This is a genomic window from Lysobacter korlensis, from assembly GCF_042434515.1.
In genome coordinates this window covers 112,719-132,681 of record NZ_JBHLTG010000008.1, presented here as the reverse complement: position 1 = coordinate 132,681, position 19,963 = coordinate 112,719, and the positions used below count along the sequence as shown (strand labels likewise).

The 19,963-nt window shown below is 70.2% G+C and carries 21 protein-coding genes; 19 read left to right on the top strand and 2 right to left on the bottom strand.

Annotated features, from left to right (window positions below; genetic code table 11):
• Window positions 1–4 precede the first annotated feature (4 nt).
• The 17 genes from ACFFGH_RS27105 to ACFFGH_RS27025 all read left to right on the top strand — a co-directional run bounded on the left by ACFFGH_RS27105 (window position 5) and on the right by ACFFGH_RS27025 (window position 17,288).
• The gene (locus ACFFGH_RS27105; RefSeq protein WP_386674274.1) at window positions 5–982 is read left to right on the top strand and encodes an alpha/beta hydrolase; all 978 of its coding nucleotides are present in this window, start codon (window positions 5–7) and stop codon (window positions 980–982) included.
• 148 nt (window positions 983–1,130) lie between these two features.
• Window positions 1,131–2,891, top strand: coding sequence for a sulfatase family protein (locus ACFFGH_RS27100; RefSeq protein WP_386674271.1), 1,761 nt, complete (start codon window positions 1,131–1,133; stop codon window positions 2,889–2,891).
• Between the two features lie 110 nt (window positions 2,892–3,001).
• Window positions 3,002–3,760 (top strand): IclR family transcriptional regulator, encoded by a 759-nt coding sequence (locus ACFFGH_RS27095; protein ID WP_386674268.1) that lies wholly within the window; start codon window positions 3,002–3,004, stop codon window positions 3,758–3,760.
• Between the two features lie 105 nt (window positions 3,761–3,865).
• The gene (locus ACFFGH_RS27090; protein ID WP_386674265.1) at window positions 3,866–5,053 is read left to right on the top strand and encodes a 4-hydroxybenzoate 3-monooxygenase; all 1,188 of its coding nucleotides are present in this window, start codon (window positions 3,866–3,868) and stop codon (window positions 5,051–5,053) included.
• Between the two features lie 9 nt (window positions 5,054–5,062).
• Window positions 5,063–5,860: a protocatechuate 3,4-dioxygenase subunit beta gene (gene pcaH / locus ACFFGH_RS27085; RefSeq protein WP_386674262.1), complete on the top strand. Its 798-nt coding sequence runs from the start codon at window positions 5,063–5,065 to the stop codon at window positions 5,858–5,860.
• Window positions 5,853–6,443, top strand: coding sequence for a protocatechuate 3,4-dioxygenase subunit alpha (gene pcaG, locus ACFFGH_RS27080; RefSeq protein ID WP_386674260.1), 591 nt, complete (start codon window positions 5,853–5,855; stop codon window positions 6,441–6,443). The genes pcaH and pcaG overlap by 8 nt, the downstream gene beginning before the upstream one ends.
• The gene (locus ACFFGH_RS27075; protein WP_386674257.1) at window positions 6,436–7,797 is read left to right on the top strand and encodes a lyase family protein; all 1,362 of its coding nucleotides are present in this window, start codon (window positions 6,436–6,438) and stop codon (window positions 7,795–7,797) included. The genes pcaG and ACFFGH_RS27075 overlap by 8 nt, the downstream gene beginning before the upstream one ends.
• Window positions 7,794–9,008 carry a bifunctional 3-oxoadipate enol-lactonase/4-carboxymuconolactone decarboxylase PcaDC gene (pcaDC, locus tag ACFFGH_RS27070; protein ID WP_386674254.1) on the top strand — a complete coding sequence of 405 codons (1,215 nt, stop codon included), beginning with the start codon at window positions 7,794–7,796 and terminating at the stop codon, window positions 9,006–9,008. Before ACFFGH_RS27075 ends, pcaDC begins: the two co-directional genes overlap by 4 nt.
• Window positions 9,001–9,795: a CoA transferase subunit A gene (locus ACFFGH_RS27065; RefSeq protein WP_386674251.1), complete on the top strand. Its 795-nt coding sequence runs from the start codon at window positions 9,001–9,003 to the stop codon at window positions 9,793–9,795. The genes pcaDC and ACFFGH_RS27065 overlap by 8 nt, the downstream gene beginning before the upstream one ends.
• The gene (locus ACFFGH_RS27060) at window positions 9,795–10,448 is read left to right on the top strand and encodes a CoA transferase subunit B (RefSeq protein ID WP_386674249.1); all 654 of its coding nucleotides are present in this window, start codon (window positions 9,795–9,797) and stop codon (window positions 10,446–10,448) included. The genes ACFFGH_RS27065 and ACFFGH_RS27060 overlap by 1 nt, the downstream gene beginning before the upstream one ends.
• The gene (locus ACFFGH_RS27055; protein WP_386674246.1) at window positions 10,448–11,662 is read left to right on the top strand and encodes an acetyl-CoA C-acetyltransferase; all 1,215 of its coding nucleotides are present in this window, start codon (window positions 10,448–10,450) and stop codon (window positions 11,660–11,662) included. The genes ACFFGH_RS27060 and ACFFGH_RS27055 overlap by 1 nt, the downstream gene beginning before the upstream one ends.
• A gap of 121 nt (window positions 11,663–11,783) precedes the next feature.
• Complete coding sequence (locus ACFFGH_RS27050) at window positions 11,784–12,758, top strand: fumarylacetoacetate hydrolase family protein (RefSeq protein ID WP_386674243.1); 975 nt, start codon at window positions 11,784–11,786, stop codon at window positions 12,756–12,758.
• Entirely contained in the window at window positions 12,751–13,743 is a 993-nt protein-coding gene (locus tag ACFFGH_RS27045) for a cyclase family protein (protein ID WP_386674240.1), read from the top strand. Before ACFFGH_RS27050 ends, ACFFGH_RS27045 begins: the two co-directional genes overlap by 8 nt.
• Before the next feature lie 26 nt (window positions 13,744–13,769).
• Window positions 13,770–14,903: an FAD-dependent monooxygenase gene (locus ACFFGH_RS27040; RefSeq protein ID WP_386674237.1), complete on the top strand. Its 1,134-nt coding sequence runs from the start codon at window positions 13,770–13,772 to the stop codon at window positions 14,901–14,903.
• Window positions 14,900–15,910, top strand: a complete 1,011-nt coding sequence (locus ACFFGH_RS27035) for an amidohydrolase family protein (protein WP_386674234.1) — start codon at window positions 14,900–14,902, stop codon at window positions 15,908–15,910. The genes ACFFGH_RS27040 and ACFFGH_RS27035 overlap by 4 nt, the downstream gene beginning before the upstream one ends.
• Window positions 15,907–16,899 carry a fumarylacetoacetate hydrolase family protein gene (locus tag ACFFGH_RS27030; protein ID WP_386674231.1) on the top strand — a complete coding sequence of 331 codons (993 nt, stop codon included), beginning with the start codon at window positions 15,907–15,909 and terminating at the stop codon, window positions 16,897–16,899. The genes ACFFGH_RS27035 and ACFFGH_RS27030 overlap by 4 nt, the downstream gene beginning before the upstream one ends.
• Window positions 16,896–17,288 carry a nuclear transport factor 2 family protein gene (locus tag ACFFGH_RS27025; RefSeq protein ID WP_386674228.1) on the top strand — a complete coding sequence of 131 codons (393 nt, stop codon included), beginning with the start codon at window positions 16,896–16,898 and terminating at the stop codon, window positions 17,286–17,288. The genes ACFFGH_RS27030 and ACFFGH_RS27025 overlap by 4 nt, the downstream gene beginning before the upstream one ends.
• 28 nt (window positions 17,289–17,316) lie before the next feature.
• Here ACFFGH_RS27025 and ACFFGH_RS27020 read toward each other — a convergent pair whose 3' ends face one another.
• Window positions 17,317–17,661 carry a YciI family protein gene (locus ACFFGH_RS27020; RefSeq protein ID WP_386674225.1) on the bottom strand — a complete coding sequence of 115 codons (345 nt, stop codon included), beginning with the start codon at window positions 17,659–17,661 and terminating at the stop codon, window positions 17,317–17,319.
• A 203-nt stretch (window positions 17,662–17,864) separates the two neighbouring features.
• On the opposite strand from ACFFGH_RS27020, the gene nrdR reads away from it, so the two are divergent.
• The gene (gene nrdR, locus ACFFGH_RS27015; protein ID WP_386674222.1) at window positions 17,865–18,341 is read left to right on the top strand and encodes a transcriptional regulator NrdR; all 477 of its coding nucleotides are present in this window, start codon (window positions 17,865–17,867) and stop codon (window positions 18,339–18,341) included.
• Window positions 18,342–18,344: 3 nt separating this feature from the next.
• Entirely contained in the window at window positions 18,345–19,388 is a 1,044-nt protein-coding gene (locus ACFFGH_RS27010) for a quinone-dependent dihydroorotate dehydrogenase (RefSeq protein WP_386674219.1), read from the top strand.
• Here the strand turns inward: ACFFGH_RS27010 and ACFFGH_RS27005 are convergent.
• On the bottom strand, window positions 19,363–19,947 hold the full coding sequence (locus ACFFGH_RS27005; protein ID WP_386674216.1) for a DUF3043 domain-containing protein: 585 nt from the start codon (window positions 19,945–19,947) through the stop codon (window positions 19,363–19,365). The genes ACFFGH_RS27010 and ACFFGH_RS27005 overlap by 26 nt on opposite strands.
• Between the last annotated feature and the right edge of the window lie 16 nt (window positions 19,948–19,963).

Sequence of the window (19,963 nt, the reverse complement as noted above, 5' to 3'; positions counted from 1 at the left end):
ACCCATGAGTGAAATTCACGATGTCGACCTGAACGGCGGCGGTCACGACTTCCGCGTACGGGTCTATCCCGCCGAAAACCCGAACGGGGCGCTGCTCGTGTGGCTGCACGGTGGGGCGTTCATGTTCGGTTCGGTCGACATGCCCGAGTCGGACCAGGTCGGACGGCGCCTGAGCGCCGCCGGCGTCAGTGTCGTCGCGGTCGACTACACACTGGCGCCGCTCGACGCGCTCGAGTCGCTCGGTCCGCCGGACCCCGCGCTTGACATCCCGACGGCGGCGGAGATGCGGGCGATGGCCGAGGCGGCCGGGCCCCGTGTCCGCTTCCCCGTCGCGTCGCTGCAGACCGTCGCCGCCTTCGACTGGGCGGTCGCCCATGCCGCGGAACTCGGTGCCGACCCGGCGCGGGTGGCGCTCGGCGGGGCGAGCGCAGGCGGCAACCTCTCCGCCGGCGCCGCACTGCGGCTGAGAGACCGGGGCGAGGCCCAGCCGAGCCTGGTGGCCCTTGTCTATCCCGTGCTGCACTCTCCACTGCCGCCGGCGAGTGAGGAACTCGCGGCAAAGCTGGAGGGGCTGCCGTCCCACCAGACCTTCCCACCAGAGTCGAGCGCCGCGATCAACCGCAACTACCTCGGCGACGCCGAGGACGAGGACGGGTATGCCTTCCCCGGAGGCAGCGACCTCACCGGTTTGCCGGAAACCCTGATCGTGAACGCGGACCGCGACCGCCTCCGCGCGTCGGGTGAGGCCTTCGCGGCAGAACTCGCATCGGCCGGGGTCCACGTTCGCGTCGTGCGCGAGCACGGGTCCATGCACGGCTTCCTCAACGAGGTGGGCCACGCCGCCGCCGAGCGGACGATGGCGTTGATCGTGGACGCAGCATTCACCGCCCGGTCGGCGGGGAGCAGCCGCAGTATCCGCGCAGAGCGCGGCGACTCGACGGACTCATTTCCGCGAGGATCCAAGGCTTTCGGCCGCTCCTGATGAATGCGCACGTGCCGCATCGCGCGGCCTGGCTGACGGACCGATTCGCGAGGCGAAAAGCGCGGAACGACGCAGGTTCTCGATCCTCTGGCCGAGATGCGCCGGCGCATCCGGCAACCCGCACCGATCAACACGAAGGAGAGTGCTGATGAAGGCGATCGTGGTCCTGTTCGACAGCCTGAACCGACGCTTCCTGCCTGCGTACGGCGGCGACCAGGTCGAGCTGCCCGCCTTCGAGCGCCTCGCCGAGCGCTCCGTCACCTTCGACACCTGCTACGGCGGGAGCATGCCGTGCATGCCTGCCCGGCGGGAACTGCACACGGGTCGCTCGAACTTCCTCCATCGGTCGTGGGGTCCGCTGGAGCCGTTCGACGACTCGGTGCCGGAGCTGCTGCGCGATGCAGGTGTGTACACGCATCTGGTGACCGATCATCAGCACTACTGGGAGGACGGCGGGGCCACGTATCACAACCGGTTCTCGACGTACGAGTTCCTCCGCGGGCAGGAGGGTGACCGGTGGAAGGGGCACGTCGCGGACCCCGACATTCCCGAGAGCGTGACCTGGCTCAGGAGGGGAGCGTGGCGGCAGGACTGGGTGAACCGGGCGTACATGGCGACGATCGAGGACCACTCCCAGACGAAGACGGTGGACGCGGGGCTGGAGTTCGTCGCCACGAACGCTGCAGCGGACTCGTGGATGCTGCAGATCGAGTGCTTCGACCCGCACGAGCCCTTCTTCAGCTATGAGGAGCACAAGCGGCCTTCGGCCGCCGAGTACACGGGCCCGCACTTCGACTGGCCCGACTACCGCCGGGTCGTCGAGGACGAGGCGACCGTCGAGCATGCTCGCGAGGAGTACTTCTCGCTGCTCCGCTTCTGCGACCAGTCGCTCGCTCGCGTGCTGGACGCCATGGATGAGCACGACCTGTGGGAAGACACCATGCTCATCGTCTGCACCGACCACGGACTCCTGCTCGGTGAACGCGGCTGGTGGGGCAAGAACGTGCAGCCCTGGTACGACGAGAACATCCACACGCCGCTGTTCGTGTGGGATCCGCGCTCGGGCGCCGCGGGGGAGCGCCGTGACGCCCTCGTGCAGACCCTCGACCTCGGCCCGACGCTCCTGGAGTTCTTCGGGGTGCCGCTCACATCCGACATGGAGGGGCGCCCGCTGTCCACACTTCTTTCGGACGGCTCCCCGATCCGTGAGACTGGCCTGTTCGGGAGCTTCGGCGGGCACGTCTGCATCACCGACGGGCGCTATGTCTACATGCGCTCTAGCGCGACGGCCGAGAACGCTCCGCTCTACGAGCACACGCTGATGCCGACGCACCTGCATTCCCGGTTCACACCGGTCGAGCTCGCTGATGCGGAGCTGGTGCCGCCGTTCCCCTTCACGAAGAACGCTCCGCTGCTTCGGACGCGCGGCTTCGGCGTCGGGTCGCCGTACAACTTCGGCACCCTGCTGTACGACATCGAGTCGGATCCCGCTCAGCTCGAACCCCTGCGCGACCCCGACCTGGAGCTGCGGATGGCGGGACTGCTGGTCGAGGCGATGCGGCAGAACTCCGCGCCGCCCTCCCAGTTCGAGCGGCTCGGGCTTCCCGTTGAGGGTCCGGTCGGAAAGGAGCACCTCCTCGTCGAGCGGCAATGGGAGCAGGTGCAGCGGGGGCTCGGCGGCGTCGTTCCCGCCGACGAGTTCGAGGCGGTCCATCCGGGGGTGCACACGCCGATCGTCGAGCTCATGGCCGAGGAGGCGACCCGAGAGGCGCTCGTCGCCGTGATCCCCGCGGCTGCGCGGATGCTCAACTGGTTCGGCTCGCTCACCCCGTGGCAGCTCTCGGTCATGAACCCGGCGATCGGGGCGAGCTCCCTGAACGAACTGCAGCAGCGCCTCCGTCAACCCTGACGTCGACCCGCGTACCCGATTCCGAATTCACTCAGGAGTACTTGATGCACCGCTTGCTCAATGACGCCGGGCTTCGACGACCCGCGCACGCGCCTTCTAGAGTTGGCGGCATGGCCGGCGCGAGGGAAGAAGACCGGCGAAGCGTCGCGCAGAAGCTGTTCGCGATCCTCGATGCGTTCGACGGAGGTCCGACGCTCACCCTGACTGAGATCGCGCACCGCGCGAGCCTTCCGCTGTCGACGGCGCATCGTCTGGTCGCTGAGCTGACGGAGTGGGGCGGGGTGGTGCGCGCCGACGACGGCCGGTACTCGCTCGGACTGCGACTCTGGCGGCTCGGAGTGCGGCAGCCCACAGCCCGCCGGCTGAGCGCGCTCGCCCGGCCGTACCTGGAGGATCTCCTCGAGCTGACAGGAGAGCACGTGCACCTGGCGGTGCTCGACGGACTCGGCGCCACCTATCTGGAGCGATTGTCCGGCCGGGACGCGGTGCGGGTGCTCTCCGCGGTGGGCGCCAAGCTGCCACTGCACGCCACCGGGGTGGGGCTGGCGCTGCTCGCCTTCGCGCCGCCGGAGCTGCTGGACGAGGTGCTGGCGGCCGGGCCGGTGAAGTTCCAGCCGGAGACGTTGACGACCGAGAAGGAGCTGCGCGCCCGCCTGGCCGAGATCCGCGCGACCGACCTGTCCGTGTCGGTCAACGCGCTGACTCCCCGGGTGTTCTCCATCGCGGCACCGGTGCGCAATTCGTCCGGGCAGGTGGTCGCAGCCGTGTCGATCATCGCCCGGATCGAACGGCAGGCCGAGCCGCAGTTCGAATTCGGTGTCCGCATGGCCGCTCGCGGCATCTCCTCCGCGCTGGGCTGGCACCCCTAGCAGAAATTGCGCCCGAATCCTTCCACCCAATGGAAGACCTGCCCCGCGAACACGCGGCGTCGCGCAGGCTGATTCGGACCTTCCACAGACGAAAGGGTCGCACGCATGCGCCAGCACACCTCGGTCGCCGTCATCGGCGCCGGACCGGCAGGCCTGCTGCTGGGGCACATCCTGCATCAGGCTGGTGTGCCCTTCGTGATCCTGGAGCGAACCTCCCGCGAGCATCTGCTGGGCCGGATCCGTGCGGGGGTGCTGGAGCAGGGCTCCGTCGACACCGTCGCCGCCCTGGGACTCGACCGCAACCTGCGCACCCACGGCATGGAGCACCGCGGCATCTACCTGCAGTACGAGGGCGAGCGCGTGCATCTCGACTTCAAAGACCTCGTCGGCCGTACGGTCACCGTCTATGGGCAGCAGCCGCTGGTGCGCGACATACTGGAGGAGCACGAGCGGATCGGGTCCACGATCGTCTTCAACGCAGACAACGTGACGCCGCACGGGATCACCGGCGATGAGCCCACCATCACCTGGAGCGTCGACGGGGTGCAGCACCAGATCAGCGCGGACTTCGTCGTGGGTGCCGACGGCTATCACGGGGTCTGCCGGCGGTCTGCACCGGACGGGCGGATGACCGCCATCGAGCGCGACTACCCCTTCGCGTGGCTCGGGATTCTCGCCGACGTGCCGCCGTCCACCGACGAGCTGATCTACGCACTGCACCCGGATGGCTTCGCCATGCACTCCATGCGCTCGCACGAGGTGTCCCGCCTGTACCTGCAGGTCGATCCCGACGAGTCGATCGACGGCTGGAGCGACGAGCGCATCTGGAGCGAGCTGCAGGGCCGGATGGGCATTCCCGAATGGACACTGCAGGAGGGCGTGATCACCGAGAAGTCGATCACCCCGATGCGCAGCTTCGTGGTCAGCGAGCTGAACGTGGGACGGATGTTCCTCGTCGGTGACGCCGGCCACATCGTGCCGCCGACCGGCGCGAAGGGGCTCAACTCGGCGATCGCCGACGTGGTGATGCTCGGGCGTGCGCTGCTCGAGCACCGTGCCGGGAACTCAGCCGGGCTCGCGGCCTACAGCGACCGGGCGCTCAGCCGGCAGTGGAAGGTGCAGCACTTCTCCCAGTGGATGACGGAGATGCTGCACGTGCATCGGGAGGTCCCTGACCCATCCGCCCGCGACTTCCGCTACCGCAGTCAGGTCGCCCAGCTCGAGTACGTGAGCGGATCGATCCACGCCCGCCGTTCGCTTGCCGAGCAATACGCCGGCCTCCCTCTGGACTAGGAGCACCGAATGCCCGTCGACGCAACCACGCCCGACCTCACCCAGGCGCAGATCTCCGCCGAGATCGCCGAGCGCCATGCGCTGGAGCTGGAGCGCGCCGCGGCGGCCGGACGACGGATGCCGTCGCACCCTCCTCGCGACTTCACGCCCTACCGCAGCGCGACCCTCCGCCACCCGACCCACAAGCTGGTGCGGGCGGATCCCGAGGAGATCGAGCTCGTGTCGCCGGCGTTCGGCCACACCGACGTGATCCCTGAGGAGAGCGACATGACGATCCAGCACGCTGGGGAGCCGCTCGGCGAGCGGATCATCGTCACCGGCCGGGTGCTCGACGGCGAGGGCCGTCCCGTCCGGAACCAGCTGGTGGAGATCTGGCAGGCGAACGCCGCCGGCCGGTATGTCCACAAGCGGGACCAGCATCCCGCGCCGCTCGACCCGAACTTCACCGGCGTCGCGCGCGTGATCACCGGCGAGGACGGCGGCTACCGCATCACCACCATCAAGCCGGGCGCCTACCCGTGGAAGAACCACCGGAACGCCTGGCGACCGGCGCACATCCACTTCTCGTTCTTCGGCACCGCGTTCACGCAGCGGCTCATCACGCAGATGTACTTCCCCGGCGACCCGCTGTTCGCGCTCGACCCGATCTACCAGTCGATCGTCGACCCGGCCGCGCGCCGGCGTCTCGTCGCGGACTACGACCACGAGGTGAGCGAGCACGAGTGGGCCATCGGCTACCGCTGGGACGTCGTGCTGACCGGCCCGCGCTCGACCTGGATGGAGCCGGAGGATGCCGACCATGCCTGATCAGAACCCGATCGAGCAACCGGAATTCGGCCAGACCCCGTCGCAGACGGTCGGCCCGTTCTTCGGATACGCGCTGCCCTATGTCGGCGGCCCCGACGTCGTCGCGCCGTGGCACCCGGACGTCGTGCGGCTGCACGGCACGGTGTACGACGGTGCGGGGAAGACGGTGCCGGATGCGGTGATCGAGATCTGGCACGCCGACCGTGACGGCAAGCCGATCGACGTCCGCGGGAGCTTCGCCAGGGACGGGCACAGCTTCACCGGCTTCGGCCGCGCCGCGGTGACCGGCGACGGTCATTACTCCTTCACCACCCTCAAGCCCGGCCCGATGCGACCGGAGTCCGCGCCCTACATCCTGGTGACAGTCTTCGCGCGGGGTCTCATGCACCACCTCTTCACCCGCGCCTACTTCTCGGACGAGGGCGAGCGCAACGGCGCCGACCCTGTCCTGGGTCGGGTGCCTGCGGAGCGCCGGGACACGCTGCTTGCGCACGTCGACGCGCCCCGCAGCTACCGGTTCGACATCCGGCTCCAGGGCGAGGGGGAGACCGTGTTCTTCGACTACGGTTCGGCAGATGACTGACGCTTCCGACGCAGCCGCATTCGATTGGGGGCTCCTCGAGCCGCTGTCTCGGCACGCCGGGCCCGCATCCGACGATGCGCTGCTCGCCGCCCTCGTCGACGTGGAACGGGCGCTGTTGCAGGCGTGGGCGGACGAGGACGGCACTCCCGGACCCGCGGGCATCGCGGCCGACGCGTTCGATCCGGCGAAGCTCGACCGGGCGGCGCTTCGGGACGGCACGCGTGCTGGGGGCGTCGTGGTGATCCCGCTGGTGGAGCAGTTGCGGCGACAGGCGGAGGCGGCCGCCCCCGGCTCCAGCGACTGGGTGCATCGCGGCGCCACGAGCCAGGACGTGCTCGACTCCGCGCTGATTCTCACGGCGAAGCGGGCGATCGTGCACGCCCGAGGCGGACTGCTCGCCGCAGGCCGCCGGCTGGCCAAACTGGCGGATGAGGAGCGGTCGACGCTCACGGTGGCGAGGACGCTCGGCCAGCAGGCGGGCGCGACCACGTTCGGCGCGGCGGCATCCTCATGGCTCGACGGGATCACGGCGGCGATCCGCCAGCTCGAGAACCTGGACTTCCCCGTGCAGCTGGGTGGGTCGGTGGGCACCGGCGAGGCGATCGACGTCCTCGGCAGCGGGACCGCCGACTCCGACCGCCTCCGCGCCGCCACCGCCAGACTGCTCGAGCTCGACGATCCCGGAAACGCCTGGCACGCCGAGCGCAGCCCGGTGCTGCGGATCGCGCAGGCCGCGGCCACCGCCGTCGCGTCGCTCGGCCGGTACGGGCGCGATCTGGTCTTCCTCAGCCGGACCGAGATCGGTGAGGTGCGGTTCGCTGGCGGAGGCCGGTCCTCAGCCATGCCGCACAAGCGGAACCCCGTCGAAGCCGTGCTGCTCACCGCGAACGCGCTCCGCGCGCCAGGGCTGCTGGCAACCGTGCACACCGCCGCCGTGTCGTCGGATGCACGTCCTGCGGGGGAGTGGCATGCGGAATGGCAGGCGTTCCGCGGTCTGCTGCGCCTCTTGCTGGAGAGCGCCGCGGTCGCCGCGGAGCTCGACCCCGTCGTGGACCACGAGGCGGCCGAACGGAGCAGGCGAGCCGGCGGTTCGGAGCTGCTCGCCGAGCGTGCCTCTGCACTCCTCATCGGCTCCATAGGGCGAGACGCGGCGGACCGGCTCGTCCGCGAGGCACTCGACCGTCACCGCACGGGCGTGGCGGACTTCGCGGCGGCCGTCGCCCAGCTCGCCGCCGCCGAGCGGCCCGGACTGCAACTCGACCTGGGTGATGGGCCGACCCTCGCTGCGGCGGGCCGGGTCGTGGACGCATCCCTCGCCCGCTTCGCGACGCTCGAGGCGGGGGACGACCAATGAGCATCCCACGTCTCCACGGATCGGTGCTCCCTGTAGCGCCGGCCGCCGCAGTCAGCGAGCTCCTCGTGCTGCTGCCGTCACTCGGCACCGGCTCGGAACTGTGGGCCGGCGCGGCCGCCGAGTTGCGAAGGAGCTGCCCCTCACTGCGCATCCTGCGCATCGACCTGCCGGGGCACGGCGGAAGTCCCGCCGCCCGGGAACCGTTCACCGTCGGGGACCTCGCCACTGCTGCCCTCCGAGTCGTCGACGAGGTCGGGGGCGGAAGCTTCCACCTGGCGGGCGTCTCCCTCGGCGCGGCCGTCGCCCTGGAGCTGGCCCTCGGCGTCCCGGACCGGGTGCGAACGCTCGCCATGTTCTGCAGTGGCGCCCGGATCGGGGAACCGGCGGCATGGCGGGCCAGGGCCGAGCAGGTCCGGGGTTCCGGGACGGCGTCGCTCGTCACCGGCAGCGCGGGGCGCTGGTTCGCTCCCGGGTTCCTGGAGACGGACGCGACCGGCGCAGGCGCGAGACTTCTCGGATCGCTGCTGGACGTGAACGACGCCTCGTACGCCTCCTGCTGTGACGCCCTCGCGGAGTTCGACCGCACGCCCGACCTCGCCCGGCTCGCCGTGCCCACGCTGGTCGTGAGCGGTGAGCACGATCCGGTCACTCCGCCGGAGTCGATGCGGGGCCTGGCCGACGCAGTCCCCGGCGCCCGCTACGCCGAGTTGGAGGGCGCGTCGCATCTCGCGGTGGCCGAGCAGCCGGCCGTCGCGGCGGCGCTGCTGTCGGAGCTGATCGAGCAGCCGGCCGGGAACGGCGAGCACACCACGACGTTCGCACGAGGGATGACGGTGCGCCGGGAAGTGCTCGGGAACACGCATGTCGATGCGGCGATCGCTGGGACGACCGACGCGACCGCAGCGTTCCAGGACTTCCTGACCCGCTACGCCTGGGGTGACGTCTGGAGCCGCCCGGGGCTCTCGCGACGCGACCGGAGCATCGCCACCCTCGCGGTGCTCGTCGCCGACGGGCACCTCCACGAGCTGCAGATGCACCTGCGGGCCGCGCAGCGGAACGGTCTCACCCGGGACGAGATCGCCGAGGTGCTGATGCACGTCGCGCTTTACGCGGGGCTGCCTGCGGCCAACGCCGCGTTCGGCATCGCGAAGGATGTTTTCGCCGAGCCGGCCCCGGACGACACTCGAAATGAAGGAGCACCGAATGGATAAGACGGTTGCGAGCGCCGCCGAGGCGGTCGCGGACATCCCCGACGGAGCCTCGCTCGCCGTCGGCGGGTTCGGCCTGTCGGGAGTCCCCATCGCGATCACCCGGGCGCTGCTGGCACGCGGCGTCGGGGATCTCGAGGTGGTGTCGAACAACTGCGGCGTCGACGGCTGGGGGCTCGGCGAGCTGCTCGCGGCCGGGCGCATCCGCAAGGTGACCGCGTCGTACATCGGGGAGAACAAGGAGTTCGCCCGCCAGTACCTCGGCGGTGAGGTGGAGGTCGAGCTCACGCCGCAGGGCACGCTCGCCGAGCGGCTCCGCGCGGGCGGCGTCGGGATACCGGCGTTCTACACCGCCACCGGCGCCGGCACCGCGGTGTCCGACGGCGGGATGCCGCTGCGGTACGGCCCGGACGGTTCCGTGGTGAAGACCTCGGAGCCGAAGGAGACCCGTGCGTTCCCCGGAGACCGGCCGCGTGAATACGTGCTGGAACACGCCATCCGCACCGACTACGGACTCGTCCGTGCCGCGGTGGGGGACCGGCACGGCAATCTGCGGTTCGAGCGCTCGACCCGCAACTTCAACCCACTCGCCGGGATGGCGGGCCGGATCACGATCGCGGAGGTGGACCGGCTGGTCGAGCCGGGGGAGATCGACCCGGACGATGTGCACCTGCCCGGCATCTATGTGGACCGGGTCGTCGTGCTCAGCCGGGAAGAGTCGGAGGACCTGCCGATCGAGAAGGTCACCGTGCGCCGCCGGACCGGCGCCGAGAACGAGGGAGGTGCGTGATGCCCAGGACACGCGACGAGATGGCGGCACGCGCAGCGCGCGAGCTGGTCGACGGAAGCTACGTCAACCTCGGCATCGGCTTGCCGACGCTCATTCCCAATCATCTCCCCGATGGCGTGCACGTGGTGCTGCACTCGGAGAACGGGATCCTCGGTGTCGGCCCATACCCCTGGGAGGGTGAGGAGGATCCGAAGCTGATCAACGCCGGCAAGGAGACCGTCACCGTGCTGCCGGGCGCCAGCTACTTCGACTCCGCAGCCAGCTTCGGGATGATCCGCGGCGGACGCATCGCCACCGCCGTCCTCGGCGCGATGCAGGTCTCCGTCGGCGGGGACATCGCCAACTGGGCCGTACCCGGCAAGATGGTCAAGGGAATGGGCGGCGCCATGGACCTGGTCAACGGCGCCGAACGGGTGATCGTGGTGATGGAGCATGTGGCGAAGGACGGCAGCGCCAAGATCGTCGAGCACTGCACCCTGCCCCTGACCGGGAAGGCGTGCGTGGACCGGATCATCACCGACCTGGCGGTGATCGACGTCACCGCCGATGGGCTGGTGCTGCGCGAGCTGGCCGACGGGGTGAACGTGCAGGATGTCGTCACGGCGACGGGTGCGCCGCTCGCGATCGACCCGTCCCTGGAAGCGGCGGTCTGATGGCCGAGCTCCGCGATGCGGTGATCTGCTCGCCGCTGCGCACGCCGGTGGGGCGGATGGGCGGCGCGCTGGCACCGCTGACCGCATTGGACCTGGCGACGCACATTCTGCGGGAGCTGGTCACGCGTTCCGGCGTCGATCCGGACGCGGTCGAAGGTGTGGTGCTGGCCCAGTGCTACCCCACGATGGAGGCGCCGCCGATCGGCCGGGTCGCGGCGCTCGACGCGGGGCTGCCCGTCACCGCGACCGGGTACCAGCTGGACCGCCGCTGCGGATCCGGCCTGCAGGCCGTGCTGAACGCCGCGATGGAGGTGCAGACCGGTGTCAGCGAGGTCGTGATCGCCGGCGGGGTGGAGTCTATGAGCAACGCCCCCCTCTATACCGAGCAGGGGCGACGCGGTGTGCCGTCCGGTGGCTTGCTGCTTCAGGATGCGCTCAGCCGAGGGCGTGAGCGGGCCGGGGGAGGGAGCTACCCGACACCGGACGGCAACGTCGGCACCGCGGAGACCCTCCGCGCGGAGTACGGCATCTCCCGGGAGGAGCAAGACGCCCTTTCGGTGGAATCGCACCGACGTGCGGTCGCCGCACAGGAGTCGGGAGCCTTCGCCTCGGAACTCGTGCCGGTCGAGGTGCCCGGCCGCAAGGGCTCAGTTCCGGTCGACCGCGACGAGCACCCACGGGCCGACACGTCGATGGAGGCCCTCGCCAAGCTGAAGCCCGTCCTCCGCACCAAGGATCCCGAGGCAACGGTCACGGCCGGCAACGCGAGCGGGCAGAACGACGGCGCCGCCGCGTGCATCGTCACCACCCCGGAACGCGCCGCCCAGCTGGGTCTTACCCCGGTGCTGCGGCTGGTCACCTGGGCGGTGGCGGGCGTCGACCCGCGCCGGTTCGGCGTCGGTCCCGTCCCCGCCGTGAACAAGGCACTCGGCCGGGCCAGACTCGCGCTCGGGCAGATCGACCACATCGAGCTCAACGAAGCGTTCGCCGTGCAGGTCCTCGCCTGCGCCCGCGACTGGGGCATCCCCGGCGACGACCCGCGGCTCAACCCGCTCGGCAGCGGCATCTCCCTCGGCCACCCCCTCGCCGCCACCGGCGCCCGGATGCTCGCCACCCTCGCCGCGGCCATGCAGCGATCCGGTGAACGCTACGGGCTCGAGACCATGTGCATCGGCGGCGGTCAAGGCCTCGCCGCGCTCTTCGAACGGGCTTGAGAACGCCCGTATTCGCGTTGTCGATTCCCGGCATCAGACATCTGCTCTTCGCGTCGCGCGCGCGTGCCTGTTGGATGAGGAGGACGGCGTCCGCTGGTGCGCGCCCGTGAGGAGAGTTCAGGTGACATCGTCGTCGGCCGGTCTGACCGCCCCGTTCGCGCTCGCGCGCTTCCGCCAGCCGGATGGCGTGGCGTTGGGCCTCGTCAGCGGCGACCGGATCCGTGCCATCGGGCCTGACGAGCTGGGCGCGGACTACCTCAACGCATTCCTCGCGGCCCCCGATTGGGACCGGCTGGAGGCGCTGACCACCGGGGATGGCGACTGGCTGCCCCTGGCGGACGTGACCCTGACCGCTCCAGTCGAGCCGCGCCAGGTGCTGCAGACCGGCGCCAACTACCGCACCCACGTCATCGACCTCGTCGTCGCGGGCCGCCCCGCGGATGACCCGCGCACCGAGGAGGAGGCCCGCGCTTGGGCCGCCGAGATGATGGACACCCGGGCGAGGGAGGGCATCCCGTACTTCTTCCTCGGCATGCCGGCGTGTGTCGTGGGGGATGACGAGGCGCTGGTTCTGCCGTCGTACAGCGACAAGCACGACTGGGAGCTCGAGCTTGCGGTGGTCATCGGCCGCGAAGCGTTCCGGGTGAGCCGCGAAGACGCCCTCGATCACGTCGCCGGCTACACGATCGTCAACGACATCACCACCCGTGACCTCGTGTTCCGCAAGGACATGAAGGAGATCGGCACCGATTGGTACCGGTCGAAGAACGCCCCTGGCTTCCTTCCGACGGGCCCGTTCCTCGTGCCGGCACCGTTCGCGCCGGAGGGCGGCGAGTTCTCCCTGAGGCTGGATCTCAATGGCGACGTGATGCAGGACGCGACGACCGAGGACCTGCTGTTCGACCTGCCGGCGCTCATCGCCGGCGCCTCCGAGAACATGCCGCTGCTCCCCGGCGATCTGCTGCTCACCGGCAGCCCGGCGGGGAACGGCATCACCCGCGGCCGGCTGCTGCGGGACGGCGACGTGATGACCGCAACCATCTCCGGGCTCGGCACCCAGACGGTCCGCTGCGTTCAGGAGTCCCCGGATGCCTGAACCCACCGAGAACCCCGCCGAGCTCGACCGTGCCGACGCAGCGGGGACTGTCGCGCTCTCCTGCGAGACGTTCCGCAACTGGGGCCGGTGGGGCGAGAACGACGTCAAGGGCACCCTGAACTTCCTCGACGACGCCAAGCGCGCCGAGGCGGCCGGACTGGTGCGGCGCGGTGTCAGCTTCTCCCTCTCGCAGAGCTTCGACATGAACGGCCCGCAGCTCGGCTGGCGGCGGCGCACCAATCCGGTGCACACCATGCTCGACACCGGAACCGACGCCGAGCGGGGTTCTCAAGGCTTCCCGCACGGACTGGGCGGGGCTGACGACGTGATCGCCATGCCCCTGCAGTGCTCCACCCAGTGGGACGGCCTCGGCCACATCTTCGACCGCGGGTTCGCGTGGAACGGCCGCCGTGCCGGCGACGTGGTCACGAGCGACGGGGATCTCGTCACCGGCATCGAGCGTGTCGCCTCCGATCTGATCGGCCGCGGGGTGCTGCTCGACCTCGGCCGCTTCGCCGGAACCGGCGGTGAGCTGCCGGACGGGTATGCCATCACCACGGACGAGCTCGAGGCGTGCATCGCCGCACAGGGGGAGTCCTCGCGAGTCGGCCGCGGCGACATGGTCCTCGTCCGCACCGGTCGGCTCGCCCGCGCCCGCCGGGAGGGCTGGAACGGCTACGCCGGCGGGCCGTCCGCCGGCCTCTCGTTCACCACGGCGGGCTGGCTGTACCGCACCGAGATCGCCGCGATCGCCACCGACACCTGGGGATTCGAGGTGCGGCCCAACGAGTTCGACGATGCCTTCCAGCCTCTGCACCAGGTCGCCATCCCGAACATCGGCCTCACGATCGGCGAGATGTGGGACCTCGACGCACTGGCCGAGGACTGCGCCGCCGACGGCCGCTACGACTTCCTCCTCGCCGCTCCGCCGCTGCCGATCACCGGCGCAGTCGGCTCACCCGTCAATCCCCTCGCGCTGAAGTAGCGCCTCCACCTCCGGAAGGAACTCCAATGACTGCAGTTTCGCGCGTCGCGATCGCGGGAAGCGGCGCCGCAGCGCTGGCCGCCGCCATTCAGCTCGCCGACGCCGGCGTCACCGTCGACGTCTTCGAGGCCAACACCGAAGTCAGCGCCCACGGCTCGGGCATCACCCTGCAGGGAAACGCCCTGCGTGTGTTCGACCGGCTCGGCGTGTGGGACGAGGTGCGAGCGCACGGCTTCCCGTTCGAGGGGCTGACGCTCCGCGCCCCCGGGCCGGACGCTCCCGTCGTCGCCGAACTGCCCAACGTGAAGACCGGAGGCCCGGACTATCCCGCGGCCATGGGCATGTACCGGCCGGACCTGGCGAGAATCCTCCACGAACGAGCGGTGGAGGTCGGCGCGAACGTCCGCTTCGGCGCGAAGGTGACCGGCCTCGAGCAGAGCGAGAGCGGCGTCGAGGTCTTCGTCAACGGGGAGAGCGCCGGCACCTACGATCTCCTCATCGGCGCGGACGGCCTCAACTCCAGGGTGCGGGAGCTCATCGGCATCGACACGAAGCCCAAGCCGACCGGGATGGGCATCTGGCGCACATTCGTCTCCCGACCTCAGGAGGTCGAGCACAGCGAGCTGTTCTACGGCGGCCCCGTCTACATCGCGGGCTACACGCCAACGGGCGAGGACACGATGTACGCGTTCCTCGTAGAGAAGGCCGAGGACCGCTCGGCCGTGTCCGAGGACGAGGCGAAGCGGATCATGCATGACGAGTCGCTTGCCTACGGAGGCCCGTGGAACTCCGTCCGCGCGGATCTCGCGTCCGGGTCACGGGTCAACTACACCTGGTTCACATCGCATCTGGTCGACGCTCCATGGAACCGAGGCCGTGTCGTCATCATCGGGGACGCCGCGCACAGCTGCCCGCCCACCATCGCGCAGGGTGCAGCGCAGTCCCTCGAGGACGCGATCGTGCTCGCTGAGCTCCTGGTGAAGTCGGACGCGCTCGACCAGTCGCTGTGGGACGAGTTCCACGCCCGCCGGCTGCCTCGCGCGACCGCGGTGGTGGAGGCATCCGTGCAGCTCGGCCAATGGCAGCTGGAGGGCAATCGAGAGGCGGACGCAGGCGGCCTGATCTTCGGGATCGCGCAGAAGATGGCGGCGCCGGCGTGAACACCGACGTCCATGCTCACGTCCTCCTTCCGTCGCTGCAGGGGCTCGTCCAGGAACGGGACCCCGACGGGTTCCGGGCGGCGGGCGAGCTCGAGCTTCTGCGCAATGGCGGCCCCAGCTTGGCCGCCTCTGGGGCGATGATCCAAGAGCGGTTCACCCGGTTGACGGATCTGGCCGAGCGCCTGCGGGTCATGGACGTGCAGGGCGTGGATGTGCAGGTCGTGAGCCCGTCGCCGAGCCACTACTACCCATGGGCCGGGGAGCGGCTCGCGGTCGAGGTGGCACGCGAGGCGAACCGACTGACCGCCGACCACATCGCGGGGGCGCCCGACCGGCTGGTCGGGCTCGGACTGGTGCCCTTGCAGCACCCCGGGCTGCTCGTCGAGATCCTCGAGCACGCCGTGCTGGAGTGCGGCCTCGCCGGTGTCGAGATCTCCTCGACCGCCGGGGATGTGGAGCTCTCCGACGAGCGGCTCGAGCCGTTCTGGGCGCGGGCCGCCGAGCTCGGCGCGGTGGTGTTTCTGCACCCCTTCGGCTGCACGCTCGACGAGCGGCTCGACCGGTTCTACCTCTCGAACACGGTCGGCCAGCCGACCGAGAACGCCGTCGCGCTGTCGCATCTGATCTTCTCGGGGGTGCTCGACCGGCATCCCGGTCTGAAGGTGATCGCCGCGCACGGTGGGGGTTACCTGCCGACGTACATCGGCCGCTCCGACCACGCCTGGCGGGCACGCCCGGAGGCGCACGGCTGCGCCGACCCTCCATCGTCCTACCTGCGCAGGCTGTGGTTCGACTCGCTGGTGCACGATCCGGCCGTGCTGCGGCATCTGATCGAGGTCGCTGGCGCGGACCGCGTGCTGCTGGGCAGCGACTACCCCTTCGACATGGGATCGGAGGATCCCGTCGGAGACTTGCGGGCCGCTGCGCTGGGCGCTGAGGTCGAAGCGGCGATCCTCGGCGGGAACACCGCCGCCCTGCTCCCCACGCGCAGCGGAGTCCGGCCGTGAGGCTCGCCCGCTGGCGGCACGGCGAGACGGTCGCCGAAGGACTCGTTCTCGACGGCCGAGTGGTCGCATTCCCCGACGGGCGCACCATGCGCGAGGTGCTGGAGGCGGGGCTGGCCGATGCGCTGGCACGCTACCGCGACGTCACCCGCCACGATACGGCGCCGGAGCTGACCGAGGTGAGGCTGCTCGCGCCGCTGCGCCCGCCGAGCATCCGAGACTTCGTCGCGTTCGAGGAGCACGTCGAGGGGGTGACCGCCAGCATCGACGGCGCCAGCCAGGTCGTGCCCGAGTGGTACGAGTACCCGACGTTCTACTTCACCAACCCGCACTCGGTGATCGCGACGGGCGACATCGTGGCGCCGCCGGCGACGGAGCGACTCGACTTCGAGCTCGAGGTCGGCGCGGTGATCGGGGGAGTGCAGCGCAGCGACGGGACGAACCTCACGCCCGCCGCAGCGGCGGAGCACATCTTCGGGTACGTCATCTTCAACGACTGGTCGGCCCGTGACGTGCAGGGCCGAGAGATGAAGGTGCGGCTCGGCCCGTGCAAGGGCAAAGACTTCGCAACCACGCTCGGTCCGTGGATCGTCACCGCGGACGAGTTCGCCCAGCTGATCGACGGCGAGGGCTTCCTGCCGATCGGAATGCAGGTGGAAGTCAACGGCACCGAGATCGGCCGGGATCTGCTCTCGAACATGGGGTGGCCCTTCCCCGAGCTCGTCGCCTACGCCTCCCGCAACTCCCGCGTCGTGCCGGGCGACGTGCTCGGCTCCGGAACAGCCGGCAACGGTGGGTGCCTGGCCGAACTGTGGGGGAGACGAGGCGAACTCTCGCCGCCACCACTCAGCCAAGGCGATGAGGTGGTGATGCGGGTCGAGGGCATCGGGGAGATCCGCAACAGAGTCGGGGGCGCAGTGCCGGTGCCGGACATTCCGCGCGCCCGGCAGCGCCCGCGCAACCGGGCTCGGGAGACGGTGGAGGTCCGATGAGCTCCGCGCAGCACGGGACCGAACACAACCGTCGGGTGATCGAGGACTTCGCCCGGCTGTTCTATGCGGAGCGGGACGTGCCGGCCGCCTTCGCCGCGCACGTGGCGGAGGACTACATCCAGCACAACCCGACCATCGCCGACGGACGGCAGGCAGCGGTCGACGCGCTTTCGGACAAGTTCGCGACGAGCGGCGCACGCTTCGAGGTGCAACGGATCCTGGTCGACGGCGACCTCGCCCTGATCCACATCAAGGCATCCTTCCCCGGCCGTCCCGTCGCGGCCGTCGCCGACATCTATCGGCTGGAGGCAGGCAAGGTCGTGGAGCACTGGGATGTGCTTCAGCCCATGCCGGAAGGACCCCCGCAGAACGCGCACCCGATGTTCTGAGCCGGGTACCCGCGGCGGACCGATGGGTTCACCGGATCACGCCACCGCTGTGCACGCGACGGACCTCGACGCCTCCGCCGTCCCGGATCGCCGGATTCGTGGCGGCGATCTCCAACGCTGACTCCAGATCCGGGGCTTCGAGCACATAGACGCCCGCCACGACCTCTGCCGCGTCGACGAACGGGCCGTCGGTCACCCCGGTGGCGCGGATGGAGCGTGCAAGAGCGCGTGGAGTGAAGGCGTATGCGACGCGAAGTGCGCCGGATGCCGCCAGCTCCTGACCGTGTCCGTTCGGTTCGGCCAGCTCGTCCTCCGAAGCCGAAAGCGCGTGCGCAGAGTCGTCGGTATAGATGAGTACGGCGTACTGCGGCATTGTGCTCCAATCGTTCGAGTCCCGAACCGTCGCTGGTCCCCGCGAATCTACCGGTCGAGACCTCTCTCCGCCCAGGATGGGCTACTTCGGCGTCGGCGGGCTGGCGTGCCGGCCCGGATGCGCCGGATCGGCCCGCGCGAGAGGCTGGCGCGGACACGCCGGGTCCGGCGGATGCGGAAGCGGGCACCGCTATCCTGGAGGGGATGTTCTGCCCCTTCTGCCGCAACCCCGACACCCGCGTCGTCGACTCGCGGACCAGCGAGGACGGTCTCGCCATCCGTCGTCGGCGTCAGTGCCCGGAGTGCGGCCGCCGCTTCAGCACGACAGAGACCGCCAGCCTCAATGTGGTCAAGCGGAACGGCGTCATCGAGCCGTTCAGCCGCGAGAAGATCGTGAGCGGGGTGCGCAAGGCGTGCCAGGGGCGTCCGGTGACCGACACCGACCTCGCGGTGCTGGCACAGCGGGTGGAGGAGTCCATTCGGGCCACCGGCGCATCGCAGATCGAGGCGAACGACATCGGACTGGCAATCCTGCCGCCGCTGCGGGAACTGGATGAGGTCGCCTACCTCCGCTTCGCGAGCGTCTATCAGGGGTTCGACTCGCTCGAGGACTTCGAGTCGGCGATCACGCTGCTGCGGGTCGAGCGCGACCCGGCCGCGACCGGCGGACCCCAGTCGTAGTCCGTGTATCCGCTCTTCTTCCGGCTGATCCTCACCCGCTTCGACCCGGAACGCGCGCACCATCTGGCGTTCATGGTCATCCGTGCGCTCGCCGCGCCCGGCATCGGGAGGCTGCTGCACCGCTTCACCCGTCCGCACCGGTCGCTCACCGTCGAGGCGCTCGGTCTGCGATTCCCGTCACCGTTCGGCATGGCCGCGGGGTTCGACAAGGAGGGCAGCGGCATCGCGGGACTCGGCCGCCTGGGCTTCGGCCATGTCGAGGTCGGCACCATCACTGCGCTCCCGCAGCCCGGCAATCCCAAGCCGCGGCTGTTCCGGCTGATCCCCGATCGGGCCGTCATCAACCGGATGGGCTTCAACAACCAGGGCGCTGAGGCGGCACGCCGCCGCCTGCATGCGGTGCAGTCGGTCGCCCGCCGTCCCGTGATCGGTGTGAACATCGGCAAGTCGAGGGTCGTGGAGGTGGAGGACGCCGTCGCCGACTATCTGCGCAGCACCGCGATGCTCGCTCCGCTCGCCGATTACCTCGTCGTCAACGTCAGCTCACCGAACACGCCGGGCCTGCGCGGCCTGCAGGAGCTCGACCGCCTGGAGCCGCTGCTCAGCGCCGTGCGCGGCGCCGCCGGGCGGACGCCGGTGCTGGTGAAGATCGCCCCCGACCTGGAAGACGACCAGGTGCGGCGGGTGGGTGCCCTGGCCGTGCGGCTGGGCCTCGCCGGCGTCATCGCGACGAACACCACCCTGTCCAGGGCTGGGCTGCAGACGGAGCCGAAGACGGTGGAGGCCGCGGGAGCAGGCGGTCTCTCCGGTGCGCCGCTCGCCGCCCGGGCGCTCGAGGTGCTTCGCGTGGTCCGCGAGGTCGTGCCGTCCGAGCTTTGCGTCATCTCCGTCGGCGGTGTTGAGACCGCTGAAGACGTGCAGGAGCGGATCGACGCCGGCGCGACCCTGGTGCAGGGCTACACGGCGTTCCTGTACCGCGGTCCGCTCTGGGCCCGGTCGGTGAACCGTGGCCTGCTGCGGATCAGGCGGGGTACTGCCCGCGCTTGACCTGCGGCTTCGGCAGCCGCAGCCGGCGGAACTGCAGCGCCCGCATCGCGGCGTAGAGCTTCACGCCGCGCTCCACCTTGTCTGCGCCGAACTTCTGCGCCAGCCGCCTGCGGATCAGGAAGCCGAGAATGATCGAGTCGACCACGGCCAGCAGGATGTACGCGTACAGCGCGATGTAGCTGAAGAACTGCACTTCCAGCGACGGCACGAAGGTGAGCAGGATCACGATCAGCATCATCGGGATGAGCAGTTCACCGATGCTGAACCGGGCGTCCACGAAGTCGCGGATGTAGCGCTTCTGCGGCCCCTTGTCGCGGACCGGCAGGTAGCGCTCATCGCCGGCCGCCATGCCGACGCGTGCCTTCTCACGGGCCGCGGCCATCTTCGCGCGTGCCTCCTTGCGCGCCTGCGAGCGGTCGTCCGGTACCAGCGGACGCTTGCGCGCAGACTCACGCTCCTTGCGGGTGGGCGTCGCTCGTCCCTTGCCCGCGAGGCGCGCCGCGGTCTCCTCGGCCGTCTCGCCGGTCTTCTCGGCGGACGGCTCCTGTGCTCTTGCCACGAACTTCCCTGCTTTC

Bases quoted from the DNA above. Each gene is read 5' to 3' on its own strand.
- ACFFGH_RS27090 (WP_386674265.1), top strand. From the start codon at position 3,866: ATGCGCCAGCACACCTCGGTCGCCGTCATCGGCGCCGGACCGGCAGGC.
- pcaDC (WP_386674254.1), top strand. From the start codon at position 7,794: ATGAGCATCCCACGTCTCCACGGATCGGTGCTCCCTGTAGCGCCGGCC.
- ACFFGH_RS27065 (WP_386674251.1), top strand. From the start codon at position 9,001: ATGGATAAGACGGTTGCGAGCGCCGCCGAGGCGGTCGCGGACATCCCC.
- ACFFGH_RS27055 (WP_386674246.1), top strand. From the start codon at position 10,448: ATGGCCGAGCTCCGCGATGCGGTGATCTGCTCGCCGCTGCGCACGCCG.
- nrdR (WP_386674222.1), top strand. From the start codon at position 17,865: ATGTTCTGCCCCTTCTGCCGCAACCCCGACACCCGCGTCGTCGACTCG.
- ACFFGH_RS27045 (WP_386674240.1), top strand. From the start codon at position 12,751: ATGCCTGAACCCACCGAGAACCCCGCCGAGCTCGACCGTGCCGACGCA.
- ACFFGH_RS27075 (WP_386674257.1), top strand. From the start codon at position 6,436: ATGACTGACGCTTCCGACGCAGCCGCATTCGATTGGGGGCTCCTCGAG.
- pcaG (WP_386674260.1), top strand. From the start codon at position 5,853: ATGCCTGATCAGAACCCGATCGAGCAACCGGAATTCGGCCAGACCCCG.
- ACFFGH_RS27105 (WP_386674274.1), top strand. From the start codon at position 5: ATGAGTGAAATTCACGATGTCGACCTGAACGGCGGCGGTCACGACTTC.
- ACFFGH_RS27100 (WP_386674271.1), top strand. From the start codon at position 1,131: ATGAAGGCGATCGTGGTCCTGTTCGACAGCCTGAACCGACGCTTCCTG.
- ACFFGH_RS27020 (WP_386674225.1), bottom strand. From the start codon at position 17,661: ATGCCGCAGTACGCCGTACTCATCTATACCGACGACTCTGCGCACGCG.
- ACFFGH_RS27095 (WP_386674268.1), top strand. From the start codon at position 3,002: ATGGCCGGCGCGAGGGAAGAAGACCGGCGAAGCGTCGCGCAGAAGCTG.
- ACFFGH_RS27040 (WP_386674237.1), top strand. From the start codon at position 13,770: ATGACTGCAGTTTCGCGCGTCGCGATCGCGGGAAGCGGCGCCGCAGCG.
- ACFFGH_RS27025 (WP_386674228.1), top strand. From the start codon at position 16,896: ATGAGCTCCGCGCAGCACGGGACCGAACACAACCGTCGGGTGATCGAG.
- ACFFGH_RS27060 (WP_386674249.1), top strand. From the start codon at position 9,795: ATGCCCAGGACACGCGACGAGATGGCGGCACGCGCAGCGCGCGAGCTG.
- pcaH (WP_386674262.1), top strand. From the start codon at position 5,063: ATGCCCGTCGACGCAACCACGCCCGACCTCACCCAGGCGCAGATCTCC.